Origin of the sequence: Phenylobacterium conjunctum (assembly GCF_042679085.1) — a bacterium.
Classification (GTDB): domain Bacteria; phylum Pseudomonadota; class Alphaproteobacteria; order Caulobacterales; family Caulobacteraceae; genus Phenylobacterium; species Phenylobacterium conjunctum.
The window spans coordinates 96,204-112,670 of the sequence record NZ_JBHTLQ010000002.1 but is presented as its reverse complement, the minus strand read 5'-3'; the positions used below and the strand labels follow the sequence as shown (position 1 = coordinate 112,670).

At 69.0% G+C, this 16,467-nt stretch carries 14 protein-coding genes; 12 read left to right on the top strand and 2 right to left on the bottom strand.

Annotated elements, in window-relative coordinates; all coding sequences use genetic code 11:
• Positions 1 to 33: 33 nt before the first annotated feature.
• The 3 genes from glmS to ACFQ27_RS01310 all read left to right on the top strand — a co-directional run bounded on the left by glmS (position 34) and on the right by ACFQ27_RS01310 (position 3,690).
• Positions 34 to 1,854 carry a glutamine--fructose-6-phosphate transaminase (isomerizing) gene (glmS, locus tag ACFQ27_RS01320; protein ID WP_377352089.1) on the top strand — a complete coding sequence of 607 codons (1,821 nt, stop codon included), beginning with the start codon at positions 34 to 36 and terminating at the stop codon, positions 1,852 to 1,854.
• 93 nt (positions 1,855 to 1,947) lie between these two features.
• On the top strand, positions 1,948 to 2,817 hold the full coding sequence (locus ACFQ27_RS01315; protein WP_377352088.1) for a UTP--glucose-1-phosphate uridylyltransferase: 870 nt from the start codon (positions 1,948 to 1,950) through the stop codon (positions 2,815 to 2,817).
• Between the two features lie 12 nt (positions 2,818 to 2,829).
• Positions 2,830 to 3,690, top strand: a complete 861-nt coding sequence (locus ACFQ27_RS01310) for an SDR family oxidoreductase (RefSeq protein ID WP_374345353.1) — start codon at positions 2,830 to 2,832, stop codon at positions 3,688 to 3,690.
• Here ACFQ27_RS01310 and ACFQ27_RS01305 read toward each other — a convergent pair.
• The gene (locus tag ACFQ27_RS01305) at positions 3,687 to 6,074 is read right to left on the bottom strand and encodes an ATP-binding protein (protein ID WP_377352087.1); all 2,388 of its coding nucleotides are present in this window, start codon (positions 6,072 to 6,074) and stop codon (positions 3,687 to 3,689) included. The genes ACFQ27_RS01310 and ACFQ27_RS01305 overlap by 4 nt on opposite strands.
• 214 nt (positions 6,075 to 6,288) lie before the next feature.
• Positions 6,289 to 7,035 carry an alpha/beta hydrolase gene (locus ACFQ27_RS01300; RefSeq protein WP_377352086.1) on the bottom strand — a complete coding sequence of 249 codons (747 nt, stop codon included), beginning with the start codon at positions 7,033 to 7,035 and terminating at the stop codon, positions 6,289 to 6,291.
• 31 nt (positions 7,036 to 7,066) lie between these two features.
• Between ACFQ27_RS01300 and ACFQ27_RS01295 the strand changes: the two genes are divergently transcribed.
• From ACFQ27_RS01295 to pheT, 9 genes are all read left to right on the top strand, one after another.
• On the top strand, positions 7,067 to 8,248 hold the full coding sequence (locus tag ACFQ27_RS01295; protein WP_377352085.1) for a glycosyltransferase family 4 protein: 1,182 nt from the start codon (positions 7,067 to 7,069) through the stop codon (positions 8,246 to 8,248).
• On the top strand, positions 8,248 to 9,231 hold the full coding sequence (locus ACFQ27_RS01290) for a glycosyltransferase family 9 protein (protein ID WP_374345357.1): 984 nt from the start codon (positions 8,248 to 8,250) through the stop codon (positions 9,229 to 9,231). The genes ACFQ27_RS01295 and ACFQ27_RS01290 overlap by 1 nt, the downstream gene beginning before the upstream one ends.
• Before the next feature lie 111 nt (positions 9,232 to 9,342).
• The gene (gene infC / locus ACFQ27_RS01285; protein ID WP_374345358.1) at positions 9,343 to 9,864 is read left to right on the top strand and encodes a translation initiation factor IF-3; all 522 of its coding nucleotides are present in this window, start codon (positions 9,343 to 9,345) and stop codon (positions 9,862 to 9,864) included.
• A 128-nt stretch (positions 9,865 to 9,992) separates the two neighbouring features.
• A complete protein-coding gene (locus ACFQ27_RS01280; protein ID WP_374345359.1) occupies positions 9,993 to 10,775 on the top strand; it encodes an SDR family NAD(P)-dependent oxidoreductase in 783 nt (260 codons plus the stop codon).
• A gap of 87 nt (positions 10,776 to 10,862) precedes the next feature.
• On the top strand, positions 10,863 to 12,101 hold the full coding sequence (locus tag ACFQ27_RS01275; RefSeq protein ID WP_374345360.1) for an MFS transporter: 1,239 nt from the start codon (positions 10,863 to 10,865) through the stop codon (positions 12,099 to 12,101).
• Positions 12,102 to 12,228: 127 nt separating this feature from the next.
• Positions 12,229 to 12,429, top strand: coding sequence for a 50S ribosomal protein L35 (gene rpmI, locus ACFQ27_RS01270; RefSeq protein ID WP_374345361.1), 201 nt, complete (start codon positions 12,229 to 12,231; stop codon positions 12,427 to 12,429).
• Positions 12,430 to 12,446: 17 nt separating this feature from the next.
• Positions 12,447 to 12,803: a 50S ribosomal protein L20 gene (gene rplT / locus ACFQ27_RS01265; RefSeq protein WP_374345362.1), complete on the top strand. Its 357-nt coding sequence runs from the start codon at positions 12,447 to 12,449 to the stop codon at positions 12,801 to 12,803.
• Between the two features lie 114 nt (positions 12,804 to 12,917).
• Positions 12,918 to 14,027, top strand: coding sequence for a phenylalanine--tRNA ligase subunit alpha (gene pheS / locus ACFQ27_RS01260; protein WP_377352084.1), 1,110 nt, complete (start codon positions 12,918 to 12,920; stop codon positions 14,025 to 14,027).
• A gap of 14 nt (positions 14,028 to 14,041) precedes the next feature.
• Positions 14,042 to 16,414 carry a phenylalanine--tRNA ligase subunit beta gene (pheT, locus tag ACFQ27_RS01255; protein WP_377352083.1) on the top strand — a complete coding sequence of 791 codons (2,373 nt, stop codon included), beginning with the start codon at positions 14,042 to 14,044 and terminating at the stop codon, positions 16,412 to 16,414.
• The last annotated feature ends 53 nt before the right edge of the window (positions 16,415 to 16,467 follow it).

Sequence of the window (16,467 nt, the reverse complement as noted above, 5' to 3'; positions counted from 1 at the left end):
CGGCGACGCGCTTGGACAAAAGGACTGCGGCATATGTGCGGCATCATCGGCATTGTCGGAAACAGCTCGGTCCAGGACCGCCTGATCGAAAGCCTGAAGCGGCTGGAATATCGCGGCTATGACTCCGCGGGCATCGCGGCCCAGGTGAACGGCAAGCTGGAACGCCGCCGGGCGCCCGGCAAGCTGCGGGAGCTGGAGGCCGTGGTGGCGAAGGAGCCGCTCAACGCCACCACCGGCATCGGCCATACCCGCTGGGCCACCCACGGCGCGCCCACCGAGCGCAACGCCCACCCGCATATCGTCGGCCGCGTGGCCGTGGTCCACAACGGCATCATTGAGAACTTCGCCGAACTGAAGGCCGAGCTGATCGCCACCGGGCGGGAGTTCCAGAGCGACACCGACACTGAGGTGGTCGCCCACCTGCTGGACGCCGAACTGGCCACCGGGCTTAGCCCCCGCGAGGCGTTCGCGGCCACGCTGGCCCGGCTGCGCGGCGCCTTCGCCCTGTGCGTGCTGATCGGCGGCGAGGACGAGGTGATCCTGGCCGCCCGCAACGGCCCGCCGCTCGCGCTCGGCTATGGCCAGGGCGAGATGTATGTCGGCTCAGACGGCCTGGCGCTCGGCCCCTTCACCAACCGCATCGCCTATCTGCAGGACGGCGACTGGGCGGTCCTGACCCACAATGGCGCGGAGGTCTATGACGCCTCGGGAGCCCCGGCCGACCGTCCGATCCGCACCGTGCCGTCGTCGGCCGTGCTGATGGAGAAGGGCAACTACCGCCACTTCATGGAAAAGGAGATCCACGACCAGCCCGAGGGGTGCCAGCGCACCATCGCGGCCTATGTGGACACCCTGGGCGGCCGCGTGGCCGTGCCCGGCGACCTGGACTTCGCCAAGCTGGAGCGGGTGCAGATCGTCGCCTGCGGCACCAGCTACATCGCCGGGGTCATCGGCCGCTACCTGATCGAGCAGCTGGCGGACCTGCCGGTGGATGTCGAGATCGCCTCGGAGTTCCGCTACCGCGATCCGGCTATCCGCCCCGCCTCCCTGGTCATCGCCATGTCCCAGTCGGGCGAGACCGCCGACACCCTGGCGGCCCTGCGCTACTGCACCGAGCGCGGCATGCAGAGCGCGGCCATCGTCAATGCGACGGAGTCCACCATCGCCCGCGAGGTGGACGTGGTCTGGCCGATCCATTGCGGCCCGGAGATCGGGGTGGCCTCCACCAAGGCCTTCACCGCCCAGGTCAGCGTGCTGATCTCCATCGCAATCGCCGCCGCCAAGGCCCGCGGCCGGCTGTCCGAGGCCGAGGAGCAGCGGCTGGTGAAGGTGCTGCTGGAAGCCCCGCGCCTGATCGCCGAGGCCATCGGCCTTGAAGACGCCATCCGCGACATCGCCGTCGAGGTCTCCAAGGCTAAGGACGTGCTCTATCTGGGCCGCGGCCCCATGTCGGCCCTGGCCCTGGAAGGCGCGCTGAAGCTGAAGGAGATCAGCTACATCCACGCCGAGGGTTACGCCGCCGGCGAGCTGAAGCACGGCCCCATCGCCCTGGTGGACGACCAGACCCCGATCATCATCCTGGCGCCCTTCGACGCCTGGTTCGAGAAGTCGGCCTCGAACATGAGCGAGGTCATGGCCCGCGGCGGCCAGGTGGTGTTCATCACCGACACCGAGGGCGCCAAGCACGCGCCGGCCGGCGCCAAGGTGGTGGTGACCGCCCCGTCCTCCGACCCGCTGATCTCGGCCCTCGTGATGTCGGCGCCGATCCAGCTCCTGGCCTATCACGTCGCCGTGCTGAAGGGCGCGGACGTGGACCAGCCGCGCAATCTCGCCAAGTCCGTCACCGTCGAATAGGCGAACAGCGGCCGGCTCTTTTTCGGAACGCCACAAGTCCCCGGTGGATTTCCACTGCCGCCTTCTCTAGGCAGGAATCACTCGGAGGAAACGATGACCAAACGCGTGCGCAAGGCGGTGCTGCCGGTGGCGGGCCTGGGGACCCGTGTGTTGCCGGGGGCCAAGACCACCCCGAAGAACCTGCTGAACGTCGTCGACCGTCCGATCCTGTCCTATGTGGTCGAGGAGGCGCGCGCCGCCGGCATCGAGCACATCGTCTTCATCACCGGCCGCGGCCAGGGCGCGATCGAGGACTATTTCGACGCCAACCCCGAGATCGAGGGCGCGTTGGAGGCCAAGGGCAAGGCCGACATCCTGGCCGATGTCCGCCGCGACCTGCCCAAGCCCGGCCAGATGAGTTTCGTGCGCCAGATGGCGCCCCTGGGCCTGGGCCACGCGGTCTGGTGCGCCCGCGACATCATCGGCGATGAGCCCTTCGCGGTCATGCTGCCGGACATGCTGATGATGGCCAAGCCGGGCGCCCTGTCCCAGTGCGTGGCGGCCTATGAGCAGGTCGGCGGCAACATCATCGCCGTGGAGCCCGCGCCGGAAGGCGAGACCTACAAGTACGGCATCGTCGCCCTGGACGGCCGCGACGGCCGCCTGAACCGCATGACCGGCATGGTGGAGAAGCCGCCGCTGGGGACCGAGCCGTCGAACCTGTTCATCTCGGGCCGCTACATCCTGCAGCCGGAAATCTTCGACCTGCTGGAAAACCAGGGCAAGGGCGCCGGCGGCGAGATCCAGCTGACCGACTCCATGGTCGAGCTGATGAAGGCCCAGACCTTCCACGCCCTGGAATATGACGGGATCACCTACGACTGCGGCGACAAGATCGGCCTCCTGCGGGCCAATGTCGCCTTCGCCCTGGCTCGCCCGGACCTGGCCGACGCGGCCCGCGCGGCGATCCAGGAGCTGCTCTGACAGAGCCTCGCCATGCAGCTCTTCGTCTTCGGCTACGGATTCAGCGCCCAGGCGCTCGCCAGACGCCTGAAGCCGAAGGGCTGGACCATCGCCGCCAGCCTGCGCCCAGGGCGTGATCCCGCGGCCCTGGAGGCCCAGGGCGTCATTCCGGTTCCCCTGGACGACGCCGCCGCGCTGGATGCGGCGCTGAAGGCGTCCAACGCCATCCTGTTGACCGCCCCGCCCGACGCCGAGGGCTGCCCCGCCCTGCCCGCGCTGGTCCCGGCCCTGGCCCGGTCCGGCGCCTTTCCCGACTGGATCGGCTATCTGTCCACCACCGGGGTCTATGGCGACCGTGGCGGCCGCTGGGTGTTCGAGGACAGCCGCCTGGCCGCCCAGTCGCTGGAGGGCGCGCGCCGGGTGCGGGCGGAGCGGGACTGGCTGGACGTCGGCCTGGGCATGGGGCTGACCGTCACCGTCTTCCGCCTGCCGGGCATCTATGGCCCCGGCCGCTCAGCCCTTGACCGCCTGCGCGAGGGCCGCGCCAAGCGGATCGCCGCCCCCGGCCAGGTGTTCAGCCGCATCCATGTGGACGACCTGGCCGCCGGGCTGGAGGCCTCCATCGCCCGGCCGCGGCCCGGCGGGATCTACAATCTGTGCGACGACGAGCCGGCGCCGAACAGCGAGGTGATCGCCCACGCGGCCGGCCTGCTGGGCAGGACGCCGCCGCCGGAGACGCCGCTCGATCTGCAATCCATGACGCCCCAGGCGCGGCGGTTCTACGCCGAGACCAAACGGGTCTCTAACGCGCGGGCCAAGGCCGAGCTTGGCTGGCGCCCGGCCTATCCCACCTATCGCGAGGGCTTGGCCGCGATCCTGGCCGCCGGCGGCTAGGCCGGCTCCAGCACCCGTTCCATCGCCGCGAACAACAGGGCGATCTCCAGCGGCTTGGCCACGAAGTCATCCATGCCCCCAGCCAGGTAGTCGGCCACCTGATGCGACATGGCGTTGGCGGTCAGGGCGATGATCGGCGTGCGCGGCCGACCGGTCGCGGCCTCCTCGGCGCGGATGATCCGGGTGGCCTCGGGGCCATCCATGCCCGGCATCTGGACATCCATGAGGATCAGGTCCCAGGGCTCGGCGCGCCAGCGCGCCACGGCCTCGGCGCCGTCGCCCACCACCTCAGGCTCCAGCCCGGCCTGCTCCAGCATGGCGGTGAGCACCATGCGGTTCACCGGATTGTCCTCGGCCGCCAGAACCCGCACTGGCGGCGGCGCGCTTGCCTGGGCGGTCTCGGTCGGCGTCGCAGGAGCATCCGCGGCGGGCCCGATCCAAGGCAGGGGAAGTCGGACAGTAAAGCAGGCGCCCTCACCCGGGGCGCTGCGCACCGCAATGCTCCCGCCCATCAGCTCCACCAGCTCGCGGCAGATCGAGAGGCCCAGGCCGGTGCCGCCATAGCGCCGGGTGGTTGAGACGTCGGCCTGCTCGAACTTGTCGAACAGCCGAGCCGCCTGTTCCGGGGTCAGGCCGATGCCGGTGTCCGCCACCTCCAGGCTGAGCAGCCCGGCCTCGCGGGCCACGCGGATGCGCACCGCCCCGTCGTCGGTGAACTTCAGCGCATTGGACACCAGGTTCAGCAACACCTGGCGCACGCGCACGCTGTCGGCCAGGTAGACGCCTCGGGCTGGCTCGGCGATCTCCACCGACAGGTCCAGGCCCTTGCCGCGGGCCAGGGGCTCGAAGGTCGCAAACACGCCCACGACCACCTCGGCGATGTCGAACTCGGCGGCCTCGAGCTCAAGCTTGCCCGCCTCGATCTTCGACAGGTCCAGCACGTCGTTGAGGATGGCCAGCAGCGATTCCCCCGACCGGCGGACCACCTCCAGCCGCTCGCGCTGGGTGTCGGAAAGCGCATCCGCCGCCATCACCTGGGCCATGCCCAACACCCCGTTCAACGGCGTGCGGATCTCATGGCTCATCGTGGCCAGGAAGGCGGACTTGGCCTTGTTGGCCGCCTCGGCCGCCTCCTTGGCCTGTCGCAGGGCGACCTCGGTCTGCTTGCGGTCGGTGATGTTCAACAAGGCGCCGACCAGGCGCAGGGGCTCGCCGGTCTCGCCGCGGACCAGCTTGACGGCGCTCTTGGCCCAGACCTCCCGGTTGTCCAGGCGCACGACCCGGTACTCCGGAAAGAAGGGGCGATCCTCGTTCACCGCCTGGACCCATTCGTCGCCGATCAGGGCGCGGTCGTCGGGGTGAATGGTGCGATTGCTGTCAAGCGCCAGTTGCTCGTACGTCCACTCCTGGTCAAAGACCGCGGTCGGGGCGCCGGACTGGATCAGCTCGCCGCGCGCATAGTCCAGCTCCCAGACGTGCAGGTCGGCGATCTGGGCCGCCAGGCTGAGGCGCTGTTCCGAGCGCTCAGTCCGCTCCAGGGCCTCAACGAGGTCGCTGATGTCGGTGGTCGCGCTGATGACGCCAGCGATCCGCCCCTCGCTGTCCCGCCAGGGGCTCATCTCCACCCGCAGCCAGAGGACGCCGCGGCCCGGCAAGCGGACGGCGACCCGTTCCGCCGCCACCGTCTCCCCCTCAAGGCAACGTTGGATGAACGTCCCGAAGCGCCGGTCATATTCCGGGATCACCTCGGGGAGCGTCCGGCCGAGCACCTGGTTCTCGGTGTAGCCGGCCGCATTCAGGAACCGCTGGCTAGCCTTGATGACCCTCAGCTCGAGATCGGTCATGACGATCGACGCCGGGGCGACGGCGGCGAACACGCGCTCCCGCCAAGCGGAGCGCTCCGCCTCGGCCTCTCGGGCGCTGAGGCGCTCACGGGTCCTGGCGCGATCGCACTCGTCGGCGATCATGGCGGCCAGCCGTTCGAGGTTGGCCAGGAGGTCGGCGTCGTAGGGGCGCGGCTCCAGACCGGCGACGGCGATCGCCCCCTGAAGGTCGCCGCCGGGCAGACGGACCGGGGCGGCGGCGGCGAAGCGGATAAAGGGTGGGCCAGTGACAAGCACGCTGGCCGCCAGCTCCGGGGCCTGGGTGGTGTCCGCCCACCATTGGGCGACGCCGGACTCGGTGACCGGATCCGCAAACGGCGTCCCAAGGATCAGCTGGCCATCCGGATCGATGTTTCGCCAGACAGCGCCGTCTGAGACGATGACGATGCTGACATAGACCTTGCCGAACAGGGCGGAGGCCAGGGCGGCGGCGCGTTCGAACGCCGGCTCGTCGCCGGTCATGCCGTAGGGAAGACGCGAGACGGTTCCAGCGCTTCTCATCGCCAACACCCCCATGACCGGCCAGAGACGCCGGCCCAACTGAAACCGGTTTCACGCGAAACTGGATAACGGATTTCTAACCCGCCAATTTGCCACAGGCGGGACTAGGCGTCGGAAAACATTGATTAAGTACGTCAGAACCCCGGAGAGTATACCCCAGGTATGCGATCAGCTAGCCAGGCCCTACCGGTGGCTGAGCCGGCCGCTGCTGAAGTCAGGGCGCGAGTTCCGCCACCGCGGCGACCAGTCGCTGCAGGTCCTGGGGCCGTGACAGCCGGTGGTCGCCATCCTTGATCAGCGAGAACACCAGGTCCTCGGTCTTGAGCGCCTGGGCCAGGGCCAGGGCGTGGCGCCACGGCACGTCCGGATCGACCCCGCCCTGCAGGATGCGAACCGGCGCCTCCACGGGCACGGGGCCTGGCAGGATCGACCAGCGGGCGCCGTCCTCGATCAGCTCGCGGGCGATGGGATAGGGATCGCCATAGTCCGAAGGTCGCATCCAGACCCCGTCCCGATCCATGGCCAGCCGGTCCGCGGCGGTCATTTCCGGGACCATCAGTTTCTCAGTGAAGTCGGCGGCGGGGGCGACCAGCACCATGCCGGCGATCCGCTCCGCCCGGACCGCGGCGACCAGGCAGGCCAGCCAGCCGCCCATGGAGGAGCCCACCAGCACCAGCGGCCCCGCGGTCAGTTGGTCGATCACCGCCAGGGCGTCTTCGCGCCAGCGGCTGATGGTCCCCTTCACGAAGTCGCCGCTGGATTCCCCATGGCCCAGATAGTCGAAGCGGACATAGGCCCGGCCGTTCGCCATCGCCCAATCCGCCAGGGTCTGAGCCTTGCTGCCGGCCATGTCCGACTTGAACCCGCCCAGCCAGACCACGGTCGGCCCCGCGCCCTCGATCTTACGCCACGCCAGGCGTTCGCCGTCGGGGCGGTCCAGGAATCCCGTGTCTTCGCGCATTGGCCCGCTTTACCTCACCGGTGGGTCGTTTATGCAAGCATCCGTGACCCTGCCCGCGAATTTCACCCTGCTCCAGGTCGTGCCGGAACTCGAGACCGGCGGCGCCGAACAGACCACCCTGGATGTGGCCCAGGCGGTGGTGCGCGCGGGCGGCAAGGCCCTGGTCGCCACCAAGGGCGGCCGGATGATCGCCCGGCTGGAGGCTGACGGCGGCAAGCCCGTGCTGATGCCGGTGCATTCCAAGAACCCGCTGGTGATGCTGGGCAACGCCGCGCGGCTGGCCGACATGATCCGCAAGGAGAAGGTCAGCCTGGTCCACGCCCGCTCGCGCGCCCCGGCCTTCTCGGCCCTGTGGGCGGCGCATGCGACCCACACGCCGTTCGTGGCCACCTATCACGGGGTCTACAAGGCCAAGTCCGGCCTGAAGCGCTGGTACAACGCCGTCATGACCCGCGGCGACCTGGTCATCGCCAATTCCGACTATACTCGCGACCACGTCCTGGCCGAGCACGAGATCGATCGGGACAAGATCGTCTCCATCCCCCGCGGCGTGGACTTCAGCCGCTTCGACCCGGCCCTGGTGGCGCCGGAGCGTATCGCGGCCCTGCGCGAGGCCTGGGGCCTGAAGGCCGGCGATGCGCGCACGGTCTTCCTGCTGGGCGGCCGCCTGACCCGCATCAAGGGCCACCTGTCGATCATCGAGGCCGCCGCCAAGCTGAAGGCCAAGGGCCGCGACGACTTCCTGATCCTGTTCGCCGGCGATGATCAGGGCCGCACGGACTACCGCCAGGAGGTGGAGGCCGCGATCTCGGCCGCAGGGCTGAGCGAGGCGATCAAGGCGGTCGGCCATTGTGATGACATGCCGGCGGCCTATCTCCTGGCGGATATCGCCATGTTGCCCACCCTTGTCCCCGAAAGCTTCGGCCGCGCCGCCGTCGAGCCCCAGGCCATGGGCCGCCCGGTCCTGGCCTCCAACCACGGCGGCGTCACCGAGACGGTGCTGCCGGGCAAGACCGGCTGGCTGGTCAAGGTGGGCGACGCCGACGCCTGGGCCCAGGCCATGGCCAAGGCGATCGATGTGGGCGCCGAGAAGCGCGCCGCCATGGGCGTCCAGGCCGCCAAGCGCGCCCGCCAACTCTATTCCAACGATGCGATGTGCGCGGCCACCCTCGCCGCTTATGAGCGGGTGCTGAGCGCCCGGGAGGGACGCTGATGGCCCGTGAGATCAAGAAGATCCTGGTGATCAAGCTGTCGGCCCTGGGCGACTTCGTCCTGGCCCTGGCGGCCATGAAGAAGATCCGGGAGGCGCACAAGAAGGCGCACATCACCCTCCTGACCACGCCGCCCTTCGAGGCGCTGGCCAAGTCCTGCCCCTACTTCAACGCGGTGGAGGTGGACGGCAAGCCGGAGAGCTTCGGCGGCTGGATGGAGCTGCGCGGCCGGATCAAGAAGGCGCGCTATGACCGGGTCTATGACCTGCAGACCTCGGCGGCCTCGGCGCGGATCTTCAACCTGCTGCGCCCCTTCCCGCCCGAATGGTCGGGCAACGCCTGGGGCTGCAGCCTGCCTCATCGCAATAAGAACCGGGACCACATGCACACGCTGGAGCGGCACGCCGACCAGCTGAAGTACGCCGGCATCTGGCCCGACGCGCCGATCGAACCTGGCCAGGCGCCGCCGCCGGACCTGTCCTGGATCCTGCGCAAGGCGCCCGCCGAGCGCCCCGTGGCCGGCGGGGTGCAGCCGCGTCCCTATGTGATCTTCATCCCCGGCAGCTCGGAAAAGCGCCTCGACAAGCGCTGGCCGGTGGAGAAGTACGGCGAGCTCGGCCAGCAGCTCTATGCGCGCGGCTTCGACATCGTGGTGGTCGGCGGCCCGCAGGAAAGCGCCCTGGCCCGCCAGATCCAGCGCTATGTGGGCAAGGCCCGCGACCTGACCGGCCGCACCGACTTCGCCCGGCTCGCCATGATCGCCGCCAAGTCGGCCCTGGTGATCGGCAACGACACCGGCCCGGTGCACCTGGCCGCCGCCACCGGTGCGCCGACCATCGTCTTCTTTTCCAAGGCTTCGAACCCCGATCTGGCCGCCCCGCGGGGCCATGTCATGATCCTGCGCGCCGACGAACTGGCCGACCTGGATGTGGCCACGGTCGCACAGGCGTCGAATGCTTTGGCCAGAACGCCCGGCGCGGCTTGATAAGCCGGTAACCCGCGGTCATATACTTAAGCGACTCCCCGGGACGCCCAGCGTCGCCGGCTATGTCGTTTGTTGGAACAGCTCACGGAGCAAAAGCCTATTCGCCGCCCCATGCAGGCGCCTCCCGTCAAGGACGGGCCGCGCATCAATGAAGACATCCGCGTTCCCCGCGTTCTCCTGATCGACCAGAACGGTGAGAAGCAAGGCGTCATGCCGACTTCCTCCGCGCTTGAAGCCGCCGAAGAGGCCGGCCTCGATCTCGTGGAGATCGTTCCCAACGCGGATCCGCCCGTTTGCAAGATCCTGGACTACGGCAAGTTCAAGTTCCAGGAGCAGAAGAAGAAGAACGAGGCGCGCAAGCGGCAGAAGGTGGTGGAGATCAAGGAGATCAAGCTCCGTCCCAACATCGATACGCATGACTACGAAGTCAAAGCCAAGGCGATGCACCGCTTCTTCGAAGAAGGCGACAAGGTGAAGGTCACCCTGCGCTTCCGCGGTCGCGAGCTGGCCCACCCGGAACTGGGCATGAAGCTGCTGCAGCAGGTGAAGGCTGACTTCGAACCGGTGGCCAAGGTTGAGTACGAACCCCGGATGGAAGGCCGCCAGATGATCATGATCCTCGCCCCGCGCTAGGACCACGACCTCATCCGACGACTTCAGACGGCCGCCCTCGGGCGGCCGTTTCCGTTTGTAGGGCTTGGCGTCCCTTGCGGCGCCCTTTCATGATCGGCTCCAAACTCTAATCGGGGAAGGAAACCATCATGGATCTCAGCAACGCCTCGGCCCTGGTCACCGGCGGCGCCGGCGGCTTCGGCTCCGCCACCGCCCGGCGCCTGGCCCAGAAGGGCGCCCGCGTCGTGATCGCCGACGTTCACGCCGACCGCGGCGAGGCCCTGGCCAAGGACATCGGCAACGGCTCGGTGTTCGTAAAGACCGACATCATGAGCGAGGACTCCATCGCCGAGGCCGTCGCCGCCGCCGTCGCCCTGGCCCCGCTGCGCGCCGCCGTCGTCGTGCATGGCGGCCCGCCCGCGCCCGGCGCCACCGGCCCGCAGCGCACCGTGAACCGGGAAGGCAAGCGCCTGCCCCTGTCGCAGTTCGCCCACACCGTGAACGTCTACCTCAACAGCGCCTTCGCGGTGACCAGCATCGCCGCCGAGGCCATGGCCCAGAACGAGCCGCTGGCCTCGAACCAGCGCGGTGTGGTGATCAACACCGCCTCCATCGCCGGCTATGAGGGCCAGCCGGGCCAGGCGGCCTATTCGGCGGCCAAGGGCGGGATCATCGGCATGACCCTGACCGTCGCCCGCGACCTGGCGCCGCTGGGCATCCGCGCCATGGCCATCGCCCCCGGCACCTTCCTGACCTTCGCCTATTCCTCGCGGATGACGGACGAACAGGCCCAGGCCCACTGGGGCCCCATGGTCCCCAACCCGCGCCGCATGGGCGATCCCGACGAGTACGGCATCCTGGCCGCTCATATCGTCGAGAACGACTTCCTGAACGGCACGACCATCCGCCTGGACGGCGCCCAGCGCTTCTAAGGGTCTTCGGCGCGCGCCCGGGTCGCACGATCCGGGCGCAACCATCGCTTGCCCTGCCCCCCGGCCGCGCTTAACACCGGGGGTATTATGTCTGACTCCGAGCCGTATAAGGCCCCAGCGCCCCGCTTTGCGGCGGCGTCGCTGATCGCCGTCATTTTTATCAATATGTTGGGCTTCGGGATCATTGTCCCGCTGCTGCCCTTCTACGCCAAATCCTTCAACGCCCAGCCCTGGCAGATCGGCCTGATCTTCGGCGCCTATTCCGTGGGGGCCTTCTTTGGCGAGCCCTTCTGGGGCCGGCTTTCCGACCGCTATGGCCGCAAGCCGCTCCTGATCTCGACCATCATGGGCAACTGCCTCTGCTACCTGGCGCTGGCCTTTGCGCCCAATATCTGGGTGGCCTTCTTCATTCGGCTGGTCGGGGGCCTCGCCGCCGGCAACGGGGCCGTGGTCCAGGGCTATATCGCCGACGTGACCCCGCCGGAGAAGCGCGCGCGCCAGATGTCCTACCAGGGCGCGGCCTGGAACGTGGGCCTGATCATCGGCCCCTCGGTCGGCGGTTTCTTCGCTCACGAGAACATGGGGCCGGCGGGCTTCCGAATCCCCCTGTTCATCGCCTCGGGCCTGGCCCTGCTGTGCGTCATCGCCATCACCTTGATCATCAAGGAAAGCCGGGTCCGGGAAGAGGGCATCAGCCACCGCCCCAGCCGCTGGGCCGCCATCGGCGAGGCCACCAGCCATCCGGTGATCGGCCGCATGATGCTGCTGACCTTCCTGGTGGGCTTTGCGTTCACCGGCATCGAAAGCCAGTTCGGCCTGTGGTCCCAGGCCCGCTTCGGCTGGGGTCCGCGCGACATCGCCATCTGCTTCGCCTTCACCGGGGCGACGGCCTTCTTCTTCCAGACCATGGTCACCGGTCGGCTGTCCGAACGCTATGGCGAGGGCACGATGCTGGCCATCGGCATGGGGGTGACGGCGATCGCCGCCGCCCTGCAGGTGGTCTCGGTGGGCGGCCCGATGACCATCGCCCTGATGTGCGTCACCGCCGCCGCCCAGTCGGTGGCCTTCCCGAACGTGGGCGCGATCATCTCGCGCACCGCCGACCCGCATCGGCAGGGTCAGATCCTGGGTCTGAACAACGCCATGGGAGCCCTGGCCCGCGTGGTGGGACCGACCTGCGCCGGGCTGGTGGTGCCGGTGGTCCGCGACGGGCCCTTCATCCTGGGGGCCCTGGTGGTGGCGCCGGCCATCCTGCTGGCCCTGTCCGCTGTCCGGCGGGCGCCACAGCGGGACGACGCGCCACCGCCCATGGCCATGGGACATTAGGCGAGCAGCCTTGCCATCGGCGGGTGTTTCGCGTAAGCACCCGCCCCTTCGGAGCCGTCTGGCCAAAGGCATGCCAGGGCGGCTCATCAATACTCCAGAGGACGGGGCCTAACCGCTCCGACGTGAAATGCCGAAACTGAAGACGAAGTCTGGCGCCAAGAAGCGCTTCAAGATGACGGCTACGGGCAAGCTGAAGGCCGGCGTCGCCGGCAAGCGCCACCGCCTGATCAGCCACAACGCCAAGTACATCCGCCAAAACCGCGGCACGAAGGTGATGAGCGAGGCTGACGCCAAGATCATCAAGACCTACCTGCCCTACGGCCTCTGAACCGGGAGTACTGACACATGGCTCGCGTGAAACGGGGCGTCGTCGCCCACGCCAAGCACAAGAAGGTTCTGGAGCAGGCCAAGGGTTTCTATGGCCGCCGCAAGAACACCATCCGGACCGCCAAGGCCGCCGTCGATAAGGCCGGCCAATACGCGTACCGCGACCGCAAGGTCCGCAAGCGGAACTTCCGCTCGCTGTGGATCCAGCGGATCAACGCGGCCGCCCGTCTGGAAGGCTTCACCTATTCGCAGTTTATCTTCGGCCTTGATAAGGCCGGGATCGAAATGGACCGCAAGGTCCTCGCCGACATCGCCGGCGCCGATCCGACCGCTTTCAAGGCCATCGCCGACAAGGTTCGCGCCGCGCTGGCCTAAAGGTCGCGGGAGCCTCCAGCTCCCTCGCTTTGCAGAGCCCTCCGGCCGAACCGCCGGAGGGCTTTTTGCTGTCCTCTTTCCGCGCCCGTTTCACCCCTCTAAACGACACCGGCCATGACCGATCTGACCAAACTCGAAGCCGACCTCTCGGCCGCCGTCGCCGGCGCCGCTGATCTCACCGCCCTGGAGGCCGTGCGCGTCGCGGCCCTGGGCAAGTCCGGCTCCATCTCCGAGCTGCTCAAGTCCCTGGGCGGCATGAGCCCCGACGAGCGCCGCGAACAAGGCCCCAGGATCAACGGCCTGCGCGACCGCCTGCAGGGCGCCATTGCGGCCCGCAAGGCGGACCTGGAGACCGCCGAGCTCGACGCCCGCCTGGCCGCCGAGCGGGTCGACCTGACCCTGCCCGCCGCCCCCCGCCGCAAGGGCGGTGTCCATCCCACCATGCAGGTGATGGACGAGATGATCGCGGTCTTCGCCGAGATGGGCTTCTCCGTCGCCGAAGGCCCGGACATCGAGACCGACTTCAACAACTTCACCGCGCTGAACTTCCCGCCCAAGCACCCGGCGCGGGAGATGCACGACACCTTCTTCCTGCCCGCCGACGAGAGCGGCGAGCGCAAGGTGCTGCGCACCCACACCAGCCCTGTGCAAGTGCGGGTGATGCACAAGACCAACGAGAAGCTGCCCTCCTGGATCGCCGCCGGCCAGGAGCCGCCGATCCGCGTCATCGTGCCGGGCCGCACCTTCCGCAAGGACTCGGACCAGACCCACACCCCGATGTTCCACCAGATCGAAGGCCTGGTGATCGACAAGAACATCCACATGGGTCACCTGAAGTGGACGCTGGAGACCTTCATCGCCCGGTTCTTCGAGACCGACGCGGTCGAGACCCGCTTCCGCCCCCACCACTTCCCGTTCACCGAGCCCAGCGCCGAGATGGACGTGAAGTGCGACCGCTCCGGCGGCGAGGTGAAGATCGGCCAGGGCGAGGACTGGCTGGAGATCCTGGGCTGCGGGATGGTGCACCCCAACGTGCTGCGCAACTGCGGCCTGGACCCTGACGTCTGGCAGGGCTTCGCCTTCGGCTGCGGCGTGGATCGGCTCGGTGTCCTGAAGTACGGCATGCCGGACCTGCGCGACATGTTCGCCTCCGACGTCCGCTGGCTGGACCACTACGGCTTCTCGGCCTTCCAGGCCCCCAACCAGGCCTCGGGCCTGAGCTGAGCGGAGACGAGATCATGAAGTTCACCCTCTCCTGGCTCCGCGAGCACCTGGACACCACCGCCACCGTTCAACAAGTGGTCGACGCCATGACCATGGCCGGCCTTGAGGTCGAGCATGTGGAGGATCCCGCCTCCAAGCTCGCCGCCTTCTCGGTCGCCAAGATCGTCGAGGCCGTCCAGCACCCCAACGCCGACCGCCTGCGCGTCTGCCAGGTCGACACCCGCGACGGCCGCAAGGAAATCGTCTGCGGCGCCCCGAATGCGCGGGCCGGCCTGACCACGATCTACGCCCCCATCGGCGCCTTCGTGCCCGGCCTGGGCGTGACCCTGGTGGAGAAGCCGGTGCGCGGCGTCGTGTCCAACGGCATGCTCTGCTCGGCCTCCGAGCTGGAAGTCGCCACCGAAAGCGACGGCATCATGGAGCTGCCGGACACCCTGGCGGTCGGGACCTCGGTCGCCGACGCGCTGGGCCTGGAAGCCGTCATCGACTTCGAGGTCACCCCGAACCGTCCCGACTGGCTGGGCGTCGTGGGCATCGCCCGCGACCTGGCCGCGGCGGGCCTGGGCAAGCTGAAGGACATCTCGGTCGCGCCCGTGCCCGGCAAGTTCGCCTCGCCCGTCTCGGTCAAGCTGGACGACAGCGGCGCCTGCCCGGCCTTCGCCGGCCGGCTGATCAAGGGCGTGAAGAACGGGCCGTCGCCGGCCTGGCTGCAGCAGCGCCTGCAGAGCGTCGGCCTGCGCTCGATCAACGCCCTGGTCGACGTCACCAACCTGATCTCCTACGACCGCGCCCGGCCGCTGCACGTCTATGACGCCGCCAAGCTGACCGGCGGTTTCCTGGAGGCCCGCCTGGGCCGCGAGGGCGAAAGTGTGCTCGCCCTCGACGGCAAGACCTACGAGATCACCCCGGAGATCTGCGTCATCGCCGACGGCTCGGGCGCCATCGGCCTGGGCGGCGTGATGGGCGGCGAGTCCACCGGCTGCTCGGACGCGACCACCGACGTCTTCGTGGAAAGCGCCTGGTTCGACCCGATCCGCACGGCCCAGACCGGCCGCGCCACCGGCATCACCTCCGACGCCCAGTACCGCTTCGCCCGCACGGTCGATCCGGACAGCCTGGAGCCCGGCGTCGAGCTGGCCACCAAGCTGATCCTGGAGCTCTGCGGCGGCGAGCCTTCCGAGCTGGTCTATGTGGGCCAGGCGCCGGAAGCCCCCGGCCCCATCGCCTTCGACCGAGCTTACGTGCGTCAGCTGTCGGGCCTGGAGATCGGGCCTGAGCGGATCGACCAGATCCTGGCCGACCTCGGCTTCAAGGTGGAGGCCGCCCAGGTCACGCCGCCGTCCTGGCGCCGCGACGTGGAAGGCAAGGCCGACCTGGTGGAGGAAGTGGCGCGCATCGAGGGCTATGGCGCCCTGCCCGCCACCGCGCTTCCGGAGATCGCCCGCCCCGCCGGCGGCGTGCTGACCGTCCGCCAGACCCGCGTGCGCACCGCCCGCCGGGCCCTGGCCGCGCGCGGCTATGGCGAGACCATCACCTGGAGCTTCACCAGCCAGGCCAAGGCGGCCCTGTTCGGCGGCGGCCAGCCGCAGCTGGTGATCACCAACCCGATCGCCTCGGACCTGGACTGCATGCGGCCCTCGGCCCTGCCGAACCTGATCGAGGCGGCTGGCCGCAACGCCCGCCGCGGCTTCGCCGACGTGGCCCTGTTCGAGATCGGCCCGCTCTATCGCGGCGACCAGCCCGAGGACCAGGTGACCACCATCGCCGCCATCCTGGCGCCGCATCCGCCGCGGCACTGGGCGGGCGCGGGGTCTGACGCCCTCTTCGAGCTGAAGGCCGACCTCGTCGCCCTGCTGGACGAACTGGGCGCCCCGCCGCTTCAGACCGCGCAAGGCTCCAACGCCGACTGGTGGCATCCGGGCCGTTCGGCCCGCCTGCAGCTTGGCCCCAAGACCGTGGTGGCCGAGTTCGGCGAACTGCACCCGCGCATCCTCAAGGCGCTGGACGTCGAGGGTCCGGTCTATGGGTTCGAGATCAATCTCGACGTCCTGCCCGAGCCCAAGCGCAAGGCCACCAAGACCAAGCCGGCGCTGGAGCTTTCGGCCCTGATGCCGCTTTCCCGCGACTTCGCCTTCCTGGTCGAGGACAAGGTGGCGGCCGGCGACCTGTCGCGCCCGATCCTGGGCGTCGACAAGGCCCTGATCCGCGAGGCCCGGGTGTTCGACGTCTACAAGGGCCAAGGCGTGCCGGAGGGCTTCAAGTCCCTGGCCGTCGAGGTGGTGCTGCAGCCCAAGGACAAGACCCTCACTGACGCCGAGATCGAGGCCCTGTCCGCCAAGATCGTCGCCGCCGTGGAGAAGACCGTCGGCGGCAAGCTGCGGGGCTAGACCTGCTGCCGCTGCGTGAATCTTGGCGCGGGACCGAAAGCGTGTTTGGTCCC